Consider the following 14,424-nt stretch of genomic DNA (forward strand, 5'->3'; position numbering starts at 1 on the left):
ATCGGCGCGGACGGACGCCTCCCTGCTACCACTCTCCCTCGAGCATCTCGATCTCGGCCTGTTCCAGCTCGGCCAAGGCGAGATCGGAGGGGGTGTGGCCGCCCGCCTCCGGACGGTCCACATGGGTGATCAGCGCGTCCAGAGCGCGCAGCCACGCGTCGCTGATCTCCTTCGCGTCCGCCTCGGACAGCAGCCCTTGGGACGGGTACGACCACGTCACGAGGAGTTCCGGGCCGCTGGGCCGGTCGAGGGTGACGGCGTTGAGCTCCAGGGCGTGCGTGGAGCCGGGGTCGTCCTGAGTGCCGGCGTCGAGTCCGGCCGCCTCCGGGGCGATGTCCCAGTCGGTGCTCTCCCGCGCCGTGCCGGGCGCGGCGATCCGGCCCAGGTAGTTGAAGCCGATGCGCGGCGTCGCCAGCTGGGCCAGCGCGGCGCCCGTCTCCTCGTCGAGATGGCGGAGCAGCCCGTATCCGATGCCGCTGCCGGGTACCGCACGCAGCTGTTCCTTGACCCGTTTCACCACCCGGCCGAGGTCCTGGCCACCCGCCCACAGTTCGGCCCAGTTCGTCGGACCGGGGTCGAGCCGCACCGGATGCAGACTGGTGAACCAGCCGACGGTGCCGCTGAGATCCGCGCCGCCGACGGTCTCGTCGCGCCCGTGCCCCTCGACGGCGACCAGCACCGAGGTGCCCGTGCCCCCGGTCCTGCGGGAGCGGTCGACGAGGGCGATGGCGAGGGCGCTGAGCAGCACGTCCTGGGTGCCGCAGTGGAAGGCATCGGGCACCCGGCCGAGCAGCGCCTCGGTGCGGTCGGCGGGCAACGACACGGTGACCGTCCCGCCCGTCCCGCCCGTCCCGCCGGGTCCGGCGGGATCGCCCTCCGGGGCGCGGGAACCACCGGCGAGCGCCAGGTCCGGGGCGCTCAGCAGCTCCGTCCAGAAGGCGAGTTCGGCCCGCCGCTCCGGCTTGCGCACTTCGGCGGCCAGCAGCTCGCTCCAGCGGCGCATGGAGGTTCCGCCGAAGACCGGTTCCGGGTCGCGCCCCTTCTCGGCGGCCGCCCACACCTCGGCGAGGTCCCGCAGCAGGATCCGCCACGACACGGCGTCGATCACCAGGTGGTGGACGACGAGCAGCAGCCGTCCGGGCCGTTCGGGCCCGGCGTCGAACCACACCGCGCGGACCACCTCGCCGTCCCGCGGGGCGAGCCGGCCACGGGCCTCGTCGAGGTGCCGCTCGATCAGCGTGCCGAGGGAGGAGCCCAGGGTCGCGGAGACGTCGACCCGCAGGACACGGTCCGCCGACGCGACGGCCCCTGCGGGCGCCGCGCTCAGCCGCCAGTTGCCCGAGTCGTCCTCGACGAGGCGGGTGCGCAGCGCGGCGTGCCGGTCGTGCAGGGTCTGCAGCACGGCGTGCAGGTTCGGCAGGCGCAGTCCGACAGGGGTCCGCACCAGCATGTGCTGGCTGAAACGGTCGACGTCGCCGCCGTGCTCACGCAGCCAGTGCATGACCGGGGTGGGCGCGAACTCGCCGTCGGCGATGTCCGGGCGCCGCTCGGCGCTGTCGTCGAGAACGTCGGCGACCTGTGCGATCCCGGCGACCGTCTTGTGTTCGAAGACGTCGCTGACCGCGAAGACCAGCCCCGCGGCGCGGGCCCGGGCGACCAGCTGGGTGGAGACGATGCTGTCGCCGCCCAGCTCGAAGAAGCTGTCGTCGATGCCGACCGACGGGAGGCGCAACACCTCGGCGAAGACCGCGCACAGCTCCTTCTCCAGCGGAGTGCGGGGCGCCCGCGAGTCGGCGGCGGCCCGGAACTCCGGAGCGGGCAGCGCCTTGCGGTCGAGCTTTCCGTTCGGGGTGAGCGGCAGCTCGTCCAGGGTGACGAACGCGGAGGGGACCATGTACTCGGGCAGCGAGTCGGCCAGGTGGGCCGCGAGTTCCGGGCCGTCCGGGGCGGCGGTGTCCGCCAGGGGGACGACGTAGGCCACGAGGCGGGTGCCGGCGCCCTCGGTGGTGCGGGCGACCACCACGGCGCGGCCGATCGCGGGGTGCCGGGTCAGGGCGCTCTCGATCTCGCCCAGCTCGATGCGGAAGCCGCGCACCTTGACCTGGTGGTCGGAGCGGCCGGAGAAGTGGATCTGTCCGTCCGCGGTCTGGCGTACGACATCACCGGTGCGGTACATGCGTGCGCCGGGCACACCGAACGGGCAGGCGACGAACCGTTCCGAGGTGAGGCCGGGCCGGTCGTGGTAGCCGCGGACGACGCCCGCACCGGCGATGTACAGCTCACCGGGCACCCCGGGCGGCACCGGAGCGAGCCGCTCGTCGAGGACGTACACCTGGGTGTTGCGGATGGGCCCGCCGATGGAGGGTGCGCCCTCGGCGTGCGTCAGGTCGGCGGCGGTGGACCAGATGGTGGTCTCCGTGGGCCCGTAAAGGTTCGTCACCCGCCCGGCGAGCGGGCGCAGTCGGTCCGCGAGGCTCTGCGGCAGCGCCTCGCCACCGGCCAGCACCCGCAGGCCGCGCAGCCCGTCCGGGTCCGCGGTGACCAAGGCCTGCCAGAGCGAGGGTGTCGCCTGGACGATGTCCGCCCCGGTCTGTCGGGCCAGCCGCAGCAGGGCGGCGGGGTCACGCACGGTGTCGCGATCCGCGATCACCACGGCGGCTCCGGACAGCAGGGGAAGGTAGAGCTCCAGTCCCGCGATGTCGAACGACACGGTGGTGACGGCCAGCAGGCGGTCTGCGGGAGTGAGCCCGAACCTGTGGCCCATGTCGTCCAGGAAATTGGTCAGCGCGCCGTGCGGGACGACCACGCCCTTGGGCCGGCCCGTGGAGCCCGAGGTGTAGATGACGTACGCCGGGTTGTCCGGCGCGCACGCCGCGACGGGCGCGGACGTGGGCGCCGCCGAGAGTGCCGCCTGCGTCGCGTCGGCGTCCAGGACCAGCAGGGGCACGTCGGTGCCCGCGAGCAGCCCCTCGGTCTCTGAGGTGACCAGACCCAGCGCGGGACGCGCGTCGTCAAGGGTGTATTCGATCCGGTCGAGCGGGTGCTCCGGGTCCAGCGGCAGGTAGGCCGCGCCGGTCTTCAGCACGGCGAGGAGTGCCACGAGTAGGTCGGCGGAGCGCCGCAGGGCCACCGCGACCAGCTGTTCGGGGCCCGCGCCACGGGCGGTGAGCAGCGCGGCGAGCCGGTTGGCACGCTCGTCGAGCTGGGCGTAGGTCAGCTCGGTACCGGCCGACACCACGGCGGTGGCGTGCGGGGTACGGGCCGCCTGCAGAGCGAACAGCTCGTGGATCCGCTCCTCGGAGACGGGCAGGGCGGTGGCGTTCCAGTCGCCCAGAAGACGTTCGCGTTCCTGCTCCGACAGTACGTCGACGGCACCGACGCGCAGCCGCGGGTCGGCCACGACGGCTTCGAGCACCCGCACGAACCGCCGGGTGAGGGCGGCGACGGTGGCCTCGTCGAACAGGTCGGTGCTGTACTCGACGACGCCGAACAGGGCGCCCGGCTCCCCTTGGCCCTCCGGCTGGTCACCGAAGGCGAAGTTGAGGTCGAACTTGGCGGCGCCGAGGTCGACGAGGTCGGTTCGGGCGGTGAGAGGGCCGAACGTGCCCCCCGGAGCCGGGGTGTTCTGGACGGTCAGCATGACCTGGAACAGGGGGTGTCTGGCCCGGGAGCGCTCCGGCTCGACCGCCTCGACGAGCCGTTCGAAGGGCACGTCCTGGTGGGCGTACGCGTCCAGGGTGGTGCGCCGGACGCGGGCGAGCAGTTCGGCGAAGGTGGGGTCGCCGGACGTGTCGGTGCGCAGCACCAGCGTGTTGAGGAACAGACCGACAAGGTCTTCCAGGGCCTCGTCACCACGCCCCGCGACGGGCGTGCCGAGTGGGATGTCCTCGCCGGCGCCCAGCTTGGTGAGCAGTACGGCGAGCGCGGCCCGCAGGACCATGAAGAGGCTGACGTCGTGGGAGCGGGCCAGCTCTGTCAGGCCCCGGCTCAGCTCAGGGCCGATCGGGCACTCCAGGGTCCGGCCCCGGTAGCTGCTGACGGCGGGGCGGGGCCGGTCCGTGGGCAGGGCCAGCTCGTCGGGGAGGCCCGCGAGTGTGCTTCGCCAGTAGGACAGCTGACGTGAGATCAGGCTTTCCGGGTCCGACAGGTCGCCGAGGTGGTCGTGTTGCCACAGGGCGTAGTCGGCGTACTGGAAAGGCAGCGGTGCCCAGTCCGGCGCGCGGTCGGCGCCGCGCGCGGTGTAGGCGGTGGCGAGATCCTTCAGCAGCGGAGCCTCGGACCAGCCGTCGGTGGCGATGTGGTGCATCACCAGGGCCAGTACGTGCTCGGTGGCGCTGAGCCGGAACAGTGTGGCCCGCAGCGGGATCTGGACGGTGAGGTCGAAGCCTCGGGTGGCGGTCGCCGCCAGCAGCCCGGGCAACGCGTCCTCGTCGGTGTCCACCACGGTCAGTGGCACGGTGGTCTCCTGGCCCAGGACGTGCTGGCGAGGGGTTCCGTCGGTCTCGGGGAAGACCGTGCGCAGGCTCTCGTGCCGGAGGACGAGGTCGGTGAGCGCCTCCTCCAGCGCCGAGTGGTCGAGGTTCCCCGCGAGGCGGAGCACGGTCGGCACGTTGTAGGTGGCGCTCGTCCCCTCCAGCTGGTTGAGGAACCACAGTCTGCGCTGGGCGTGCGAGAGCGGCAGGGTCTCGGGGCGCTCCCGCGCGCGCAGCGGCTGCCGGGCGGCCCCCGCCGAGTCGAGGCTGCCCGCGAGGGCGGCCACGGTCGGTGCCTCGAAGAGAGTCCGGACCGTGAGTTCCGACTCCAGGACCGTGCGGACGCGGTTGACGAGCCGGGCCGCCAGGAGCGAATGGCCGCCCAGGTCGAAGAAGTTGTCGTGGATACCGACCTCGGGGCTGTCGAGCACTTCAGCGAAGAGGGCGGCGAGCAGCTCTTCCCGCGGGGTACGGGGCTTCTGGGCGTCCCGGGTCGCGGAGTGCTCGGGAGCGGGCAGCGCCCTGTGGTCCAGCTTTCCGTTGTGCGTCAGCGGCAGGGTGTCGAGAGCGACGATCGCGGACGGGATCAGATAGGAGGGAAGGGTTCGGGTGAGTGCGTCCCGCAGTGCCGAGGTGTCCAGGGCCGCCCCGCTCTCGGCGGTCACATAGCCGACGAGCCGCTGCGCACCCGGGGTGTCCTCGCGCACCACGGCCGCCGCCACGGCGACACCGGGCAGGGCCGCCAGGGCCGCCCCGACCTCGCCGGGCTCGACGCGGAACCCGCGCAGTTGCACCTGGTCGTCGACGCGGCCCAGGTAGAGCACGTTGCCGTCCGCCTGCCGGCGGACCAGGTCGCCGCTGCGGTACATGCGGGTGCCGGGCGCCCCGAACGGGTCGGCGACGAACCGGTCGGCGGTCAGGCCAGGGCGCTTCCAGTACCCGCGGGCCAGGCCCTCTCCCGCGATGTACAGCTCACCCGCCGCTCCCGGCGGCACGGGGCGCAGCGCGTCGTCGAGCACGTAACCGCGGATGCCGCGCAACGGACGGCCGATGACCGGGTGCCCGGTGGCGCTCACAGGCGCGCAGAGGGCGTCGACGGTGGCCTCGGTGGGGCCGTAGTAGTTGTGACCGACGGTGTGGGGGGCCGCCGCGCGCAGCCTGGTCCACAGCTCCTGGCCGATGGCCTCGCCGCCGACCATGACGACGGCGGGAGCGGTGGCCTGGTCGTCCAGGAGGCCCGCGTCGACGAGCTGCGCGCAGTAGGACGGCGTGATGTCGAGGAATCCGATGCCGTGTTCGGCGATGTAGGGCACGAGGGCCTGGGCGTCGCGCCGCACGTCGTCGTCGATGAGGTGCAGCTCATGTCCGGCCAGCAGCCACATCACCGAGTCGAAGGCGGTGTCGAACGAGAGGGACGCGGTGAGTCCGGCCCTGATCCGGTGCCCCGCGGCCCGGGCCGACGGCTCGATCAGGTCGCGCCGGTGGGCGGTGAACAGGTTCATCAGCGAGCGGTGTGCGACGGCGACGCCCTTGGGGACTCCGGTGGAGCCGGAGGTGTGGATCACGTACGCGAGGTTCTCCGGGTGTACCGCGCCGCTCAACTCGGTGTCGGTGACCGGGTGCGAGGGCAGCGCGGCCACGGAGGCGCGGACGTCCTCGTCGTCCAGCAGCAAGGTGTCCGTGCCGACCAGCGCGGAGGCGAAGGAGCCGGCCACTTCCCGCGTGGTGAGCACGACGACCGGGGTGGTGTCCTCGATGACGAAGCGCACCCGGTCCTCGGGGAGCGTGATGTCGATGGGGACGTAGGCACCGCCGCCGGCGGCCACCGCGAGGGGGGCGATGACCATGTCGAACGAGCGCGGCAGCAGCAGCGCCACGAACGTGTCGGGTCCGACCCCGTGGCCGACGAGCCGGCGCGCCGTGCGGTTCACCCGGTCCAGCAGCTCGGCGTAGGTGAGCTGTTCCGTCGCGGTGCTGACGGCGACGGCGTCCGGCGTGGCGGCGGCGGCCTCGACGAGCAGGCCGTAGGTGGTCGACGGGCGGTCCGGGACCGGCTCCGCGCCTTGCCAGCCCTCCAGCAGCACCTCGCGCTCGCCGGGTGCGAGCAGGTCGATGTCGGAAAGACGTACGGCGGGGTTGGCGGCAACCTGGTCGAGAACGCGTACGAACCGCTCGACCAGTCCCTCGGCGGTGGCCCTGCCGTAGAGCTGGGTGTTGTACACGAGGCTGCCCGCCATACCCGCTGCCGCGCCCGCGGCGTCGACGACCTCGCCGACCGAGAAGTCCAGGTCGAACTTGGCCGACTTGACGTTCGCCGGGTGCAGACGGGTGTCCAGACCGGGGAAGCGCAGCGTCAGCTGCGGGATGTTCTCGAAGGTCAGCATGGTCTGGAACAACGGGTGCCGAGAGAGCGACCGGTCGGGGCTGAGCCGCTCCACCAGCAGGTCGAACGGCACCTCCTGGTGGGCGTATGCCGCCAGGTCCGCCTCGCGGACCCGTTCCACCAGCTGCCGGAAGGTGGGGTCGCCGGACACGTCGTTGCGCAGCACCAGCGTGTTGACGAAGAAGCCGACGCTGTCGGTGAGCGCCTCGTCGTTGCGGCCCGCGACAGCCGTGCCGAGCGGGATGTCGGTGTCGCCGCAGAGCCGGGACATCAGGGTGGCGAGCGCCGCCTGGACGACCATGAACAGACTGGCGCCGCTTGTGCGGGCGATGTCGTTCAGCGCCCGCTGCTGCTCGACGCCGAGCGCCAGCGGAACCACGTCGCCCTCGGAGCCGAGCACGGCGGGGCGCGGCCGGTCGGTGGGCAGGGCGAGTTGCTCGGGGAGGCCGTCGAGAGCCTCCTTCCAGTAGTCGATCTGCTCGCTGAGGCGGCTGTCGGGGTCGTTCTCGCTGCCGAGGTTGTCCGCTTGCCACAGCGTGTAGTCGCCGTACTGGACGGAGAGTGGCTCCCAGCCGGGTGCGCTGCCGGTGCGCCGCGCGCTGTAGGCGGCGGCGAGATCGGCCACGAGCGGAGTCAGGGACCAGCCGTCGGCGACGATGTGGTGGATGACGATGAGGAAGACCTGCTCGACCGGGCTCAGCACCAGCAGGTCGGCCCGGATCGGCAGGTCGCTCGCGAGGTCGAAGCCGCGCCGGGCGGTTTCGGTGAGCGCGTTGTCCAGGTCGGCCTCGGCGACCTCGGTCACCGCGATCGCCGGCCGGGCCTCGGCCGCGGGCACGACGCGCTGGTGGGGCACGCCGCCCTGGTCGGGGAAGACCGTGCGCAGACTCTCGTGGCGGGCGATGACGTCGTAGAACGCCTCGTACAGCGCGTCGCGGTCGAGCTGCCCGGTGAAGCGCAGGGACACACCGAGGTTGTACGTGGGGCTCGGGCCCTCCATCTGGTTGAGGAACCACAGGCCACGCTGCGGGAGCGCCAGCGGGATCGACTCGGGGCGGGCCACGGCCTCCAGCGGGACGCGGCTGCCGGCGGCCCGGTCGACGAGGGTCGCCAGCTGGGCCACGGTCGGCGCGTCGAACAGGTCGCGTACGGCGATGTCCACGCCGAGGACGGCCTGGATACGCAGCACGAGCCGGGTGGCCAGCAGGGAGTGCCCGCCCAGTTCGAAGAAGTTGTCGTCGATGCTCAAGGACGCCGACGACGGTTCGAGGATCTCGGCGAACAGGCCGCACAGCACCTGCTCCTGCGGGGTGCGGGGCTGTCGTCCGCCCCCGTCGCCCGCGAGGTCGGGAAGGGGCAGCGCCTTGCGGTCGAGCTTGCCGTTGGGGGTCAGCGGCAGGGCGTCGAGGGCCATGATGGCGGCGGGCACCATGTAGTCGGGCAGTGTGGCGGCGAGTTGCTCGCGCAGGGCGGCGAGGTCGGGCTGGTGGCCCGCCGCGGGCACCACGTAGGCGACGAGCCGCTTGTCCCCGGGCCGGTCCTCGCGGAGGACGACCGCGGTGGAGCCGATGCCGGGGTGGCGGGCCACCGCGGCTTCGACCTCGCCGAGTTCGATGCGGAAACCGCGGAGTTTGACCTGGTCGTCGGCGCGGCCCCCGAAGACGAGGGCGCCCTCGGCGTTCCATCGGGCAAGGTCTCCGACCCGGTACATGCGGCTGCCCGGGGGGCCGAACGGATCGGCCACGAACCGCTCGGCGGTCTGACCGGGCGCGCGCCAGTAGCCGCGCGCCAGTCCCTCTCCCGCCAGATACAACTCGCCCACGACACCCGGGGGCACGGGGCGCAGCGCCGCGTCGAGGACGTGGGCACGCATGTTGTCGAGGGGACGGCCGATCGGTACGACGTCGGGCACGTCGTCCGGGGCCGTCACGCGGAAGTTGGTGGCGAACGAGGTGGTCTCGGTGGGCCCGTAGGTGTCCCGGAAGACGATGCCGGGGTGACGGGCGAGCAGGTCGCGCACGGCGCTACCGGGCACGACGTCACCGCCTGCCAGGAGTTCGCGCACACCCTCCAGACAGTCGAGGTCGTTCTCGGCGACGACTCGGAACAGACCCGCGGTCAGGTGGAGCCCGGTGATGTCGTGCTCGGCGACGAGGCGGCGCAAGGTGGCGACGTCCATGTCGTGGGGTGGAGCGACGACGACGGTCCCGCCGTTGAGCAGCGGCACCCACAGCTCGTAGTTGGCCGCGTCGAAGGCATGGGGTGCGTGCAGCAGCACGCGGCGGTGCGCGTCGGCCGCGAAGCACCCGTCGAGGGCGAACGCGAGCAGGTCGCGGTGGGTGACGGCGACACCCTTGGGATGGCCGGTCGAGCCGGACGTGAACATCACGTACGCGAGCTGCTCGGGGTGGCCGGGGACGGCGGTGGGCGTGTGGAGGTCGGAATCCGCTACGTCCTCGACGTGGATCACCGTCGCGGTGTGGTCGAAGTCGAGGACCGGCTGGGTGTCGTCGACAAGCAGGACCGACGCCTCGGTCTGGGCGAGGATCAGTTCCCAGCGGGTCTGCGGGGCGCGTGCGTCCAGTGGCACGTAAGTGCCGCCCGCCTTGAGCACGCCGAGCAGCGAGACGATGAGATCGACGGAGCGCCGCTGGAGGACGGCGACCCGTGACTCCCGCCCCATGCTGGCGGCGAGCAGTCGGTGGGCGAGCCGGCCGGCCCGCTCGTCGAGTTCCCGGTAGGTGACGGTGACGCCGTCGTCGGTGACGAGAGCGGCCGCGTCGGGGGTGGCCGCGGCCTGGGCGGCGAAGCGCTCCTGGACGGTAGCCGCGAGAGCGGGTACGTGGCGGACGGTGCCGGTGCCCTGAGCGGCGAGCAGTGCGGTCTCCTCGGGCCGCAGCAGCTCGATGTCCGCGATGCTCGCGTCGGGTCGCTGGGTGACGGCTCGTACCACCCGCACCAGGCGGTCGGCCATGGTACGCACGGTGGCGGCGTCGAACAGATCGGTGGCGTAGAGGATCTGGCCGCGGATCCCGGCGGGTTCGCCGTCGGCTCCGTACCGCTCACTGAAGTCGAACTGCAGGTCGAACTTGGCGATGGTGAGGTCGCCGGGCGAGACCGTCGCCGTCAGGCCGGGCAGCTCAGGGGCGCGATCGAGGTCGTCCTGCATGCTGAGCAGGATCTGGAAGAGCGGGTGGCGGGCGAGCGAGCGGTCCGGGTTGAGGATCTCCACCAGCCTCTCGAACGGCACATCCTGGTGCGCGTAGGCGGCGAGGTCGGCCTGCCGCACACGCTCGACGAGTTCCGTGAAGGCCGGGCGGCCCGAGGTGTCGGTTCGCAGCACGAGCGTGTTCACGAAGAACCCGACCAGGTCGTCGAGGGCCTCGTCGGTGCGGCCCGCGACCGGGCTGCCGATGGGGATGTCGTCGCCCGCCCCGAGCCGGGAGAGGAGGGTGGCGAGGGCGGCCTGGAGCACCATGAAGACGCTGGCGCCGGTGGAGCGGGCCACCGCGGTGACCGCGCGGTGCAGCTCGGGGCCCAGCTCGCAGTCGACCACCGCGCCCCGGTGGCCGGCGACGGCGGGCCGCACCCGGTCCGTGGGGAGCTCCAGCTCGTCGGGGAGCCCGCCGAGCGCGTCCTTCCAGTGGGCGAGCTGGCGGGCGAGAGGGCTGGTGGCATCGGCCTCGTCACCGAGGAGTTCACGCTGCCACAGGGCGTAGTCCGCGTACTGCACCGGCAGCGGTGCCCAGTCGGGGGCGACGCCGTCGTGGCGGGCGGCGTAGGCGGTCGAGAGGTCCTGGACCAGCTGTGGCAGTGACCAGCCGTCGCTCGCGATGTGGTGCACCACGACGGACAGCGCGTGCTCGCCGCCACCGAGGTGGAACAGGTCGGCCCGCAGCGGCAGTTCGGTGCCGAGCGCGAAGGTGTGATGCGCGGCGTCGGACAGCGCGCCGGCCAACTCCTCGGCCGTGGTGTCGAAGACGCCGAGTGCGTCGGGCAGCTCGTCGGCACCGAGGACGCGCTGTCGCGGTACGCCGCCCTGTTGGGGGAAGACGGTGCGCAGACTCTCGTGGCGCAGCAGGACGTCGCGCAGCGCGGCGCGCAGGGCGGGGACATCGAGGTCGCCGGTGAGGCGCAGCACGAACGGGATGTTGTACGTGGGGCTCGGGCCGTCGAGCCGGTCGAGGAACCACAGGCGCTGCTGTGCGAAGGAGAGCGGGACGGGGTCGGGCCGCTCCGCCGGGACCAGGGCGGTCCTGGCGGTGAGGGCGGAGTCGACGCGCTCCGCGAGCCCGGCCACGGTCGGGCTCTCGAACACGTCGCGCACGGCGAGTTCGACGCCCAGGACCGCCCGGGCCCGGCTCACCAGCCGGGTGGCGGCGAGAGAGTGGCCGCCCAGGGCGAAGAAGTTGTCGTCGACACCGGCGGCGGGCAGACCGAGCACCTCGCCGAAGAGCGCGGCCAGAACCTGTTCGTTGGGGGTGCGGGCCTCGCGCCCGCCGGGGGCCGGGGCCGCCTCAGGTGCGGGGAGGGCGCGTTCGTCGAGTTTTCCGGACGGAGTGAGGGGCAGGGTGTCCAGCGGGACGAACACGGCGGGAAGCATGTGGTCGGGCAGCGAAGCGGCGAGTGCCTCGCGCAGCAGCGCCGCGTCCGGTACGTCCGTGGCGTCCCGCGGGACGAAGTAGGCGACCAGCCTGCGCTCGCCTTGCCGGTGGTCCTGGGCGACCACGGCGCAGTTGGCGACACCCGGGCAAGCGGAGAGCGCGGCCGCGATCTCGCCGGTCTCGATGCGGAAGCCGCGGATCTTGACCTGGTCGTCGGCGCGGGTGAGGTACTCCAGGACCCCACCCTCGTGCAAGCGGGCGAGGTCGCCCGTCCGGTACATACGGGTGCCGTCGCCCGCGAACGGGTCGGCGACGAAGCGCTCGGCACTCAGGGCGGGCCGCTTGAGGTAGCCCTGGGCGACACCGCCGCCCGCCACGTACAGCTCACCCGCGACACCGGGCGGCACCGGGCGCAGCGCGGTGTCGAGGAGGTGGACGCGCAGGTCGGGTATGCCCTGGCCGATGAGGCTGCCGGCGCCTGCCGCGGCGATGTCCCGGTCGAGCGGCAGATGGCTGACGTGCACCGTGGTCTCGGTGATGCCGTACATGTTGACCAGCACGGGACTGTCGTCGGAGTGCCGGTCGTACCAGTCCGTGAGGCGTCCGAGGTCGAGGGCCTCGCCGCCGAAGACGACGTACCGCAGGGCGAGCCGGCGGCCGGTCGAGCGGTCCTCGCGGTCGGCCTGGGACAGCTGGTAGAAGGCTGAGGGAGTCTGGTTGAGGACCGTGACCCCCTCGTCGGCGAGCAGCCGCAGGAAGCTCTCGGGCGAGCGGGACACGTCGTACGGAACGACGACGAGGCGGCCGCCGTACAGAAGGGGCCCCCACAGTTCCCAGACGGAGAAGTCGAAGGCGGTGGAGTGGAAGAGCGTCCACACGTCGTCCGCGCCGAAGTGGAACCAGTGGTCGGTGGCCGAGAAGAGCCGGACGACGTTCTGGTGGGAGACCACGACGCCCTTGGGGCGGCCGGTCGAGCCCGAGGTGTAGATGACGTACGCGGGTGTGGCGGGCAGCAGCGGGGAGAGCCGGTCCGCGTCGGTGAGATCCGTGCACGCCCATGCGCCGACGCGCTCGGCGGTCCCGGGGTCGTCGAGGACGACGCGGGGCGTCCGGTCGGGGAGCACGGACTGGGACTGCCGGTCGGTGACGGCGAGCACGAGGTCGACGTCGGAGATGGTGTACGCGATGCGGTCGGCGGGGTACGTCGGGTCGATCGGCACATAGGCGGCGCCGGTCTTGACCACCGCGAGGAGCGCCACCACCAGGTCGGTCGAGCGCGGGAGCACGAGGCCGACGAAGCGGCCCGGTCCGGCACCACCGTCGATGAGGTGGCGGGCCAGCGCGTTGGCGCGGGCGTTGAGTTCGGCGTACGACAGGTGGTCGGCGCCGAGGGTGAGGGCGCGGGCGTCGGGGGCGGTGCGCACGCGCTCCTCGAACAGCGCGGGCAGGGTGGCCTGTTCGGCGGCGGGGGCGACGCCGTTCCACTCCATGAGGAGCTGCCGGCGCTCGTCCTCGGTGGTGATGTCCAGGCGCCCGATGGGACGGCCGGGGTCGGCACGGCCGAAGGCCCGCAGCAGCGCGGAGAGCCTGGCGCAGTGCCGGTCGAGGTCGTCGGCGGAGTACAGATCGGGGTTGGCGTTGAACTCCAGACGCAGTCCGTCGGCGGCACGGTTGTCGACGACGAGGGTCAGGTCGTCGTCGTGGCCGATGGCGAGGTTGTGCACCGTGGCCTTGGCTCCGCCGAAGTCGAGGGCGGCATCGAACATGATGAGGTTGACCCGGGGCCCGACCAGGCGTCTGCCGTCGACGAGTCCACCCGTGTCGCGGACCAGGTCCTCATAGCGGTACCGCTGGTGACGCAGGGCGCCGTGCATCTGCTTCGAGGTGTGTTTGAGCAGCTCGGTGAGGGTGGTGTCGGGGCGCACGGCCAGCCGCAGTGGCACGACGTTCGCGACCATGCCCGGCACCTGGTCCGCGGGGCCGCCGGGGCGGGCGGCGACCGGGAGGGCGAGGACGACATCGGTGCGGCCGGTGATCCGGTGGAGGTAGAGGGCCTGGGCGGCGATGATGACGATCGGCCAGGCCGCGCCGGACTCGCGGGCGAGGTCGCGGATCGCCTCGGTCTCCTCGGCGCCGAGCGCGGCCACCGAGCGCAACAGCGGGGCGCTCGGGTAGCGCGTGGGCTGATCGGCGAGACCGGAGACCTCCGGGCGGTCGGCCAGCTCCCGGGCCCAGAAGTCGCGGTCGCGCTCGAAGGTCTCGGATCCTTGGTAGGCGGCGTCGGAGGCGATGAGGTCGGCGAGCGAAGGGGCCGGGGCCCCGGGGACCGGCGTGCCCGCGGCCATCGCGGTGTAGACCTCGGCGACGCGAAGGGCGACCAGGCCGGTACTGCGGCCGTCCAGCGCGATGTGGTGGTGGCGGCGGTACCAGACGTGCCGGTCCGGGGCGACGGTGAAGAGGGCGAACGTGAAGAGGGGGCCCTGGGTGAGGTCGACCGGACGCTCCAGGTCGGCCTCGGTCCACCGGCGTACGGCCGCCTCGGGGTCGGGCTCACGGGAGACGTCGAGTGCGTGGAACGTCCATTCGGGGTCGGGGAGGACAAGCTGGTAGGGCCCTTCCTCGTCCTGGCCGAACCGCAGCCGCAGGGACTCGGTCTCGGCGACCACGTGCCGCAGGGCGGACTCGAACAGCGCCGCGTCGACCGGCCCTTCGATGTCCACCCGCTCCGCCAGGCCGAAGAGCGGGTTGGCGGGATCGCCCTGGACCGCGTACCAGATTCCCTGCTGTCCGGCGGTCAAGCGAAAACGAACACCCTGTGGGTCAGACATTCACTATCTCCACAATCGATCAATCAACCGAACGGAAATGCGGCCAGTTCGCAGCCTCCCCGATGTGTTTCGGGGCCGACAACAACAGTGCAAAGAATTGAGTCTTCCCATCGAGGAAATGGGATTCCGGTTTCGGG

The 14,424-nt window shown here is 72.5% G+C and carries 1 protein-coding gene; it reads right to left on the reverse strand.

Annotated elements, in window-relative coordinates; all coding sequences use genetic code 11:
* Positions 1 to 25 precede the first annotated feature (25 nt).
* Positions 26 to 14,257, reverse strand: coding sequence for a non-ribosomal peptide synthetase (locus DMA15_RS31450; protein ID WP_164551865.1), 14,232 nt, complete (start codon positions 14,255 to 14,257; stop codon positions 26 to 28).
* Positions 14,258 to 14,424: the final 167 nt, after the last annotated feature.

This window comes from Streptomyces sp. WAC 01529, from assembly GCF_003945545.1.
Classification (GTDB): domain Bacteria; phylum Actinomycetota; class Actinomycetes; order Streptomycetales; family Streptomycetaceae; genus Streptomyces; species Streptomyces anatolicus.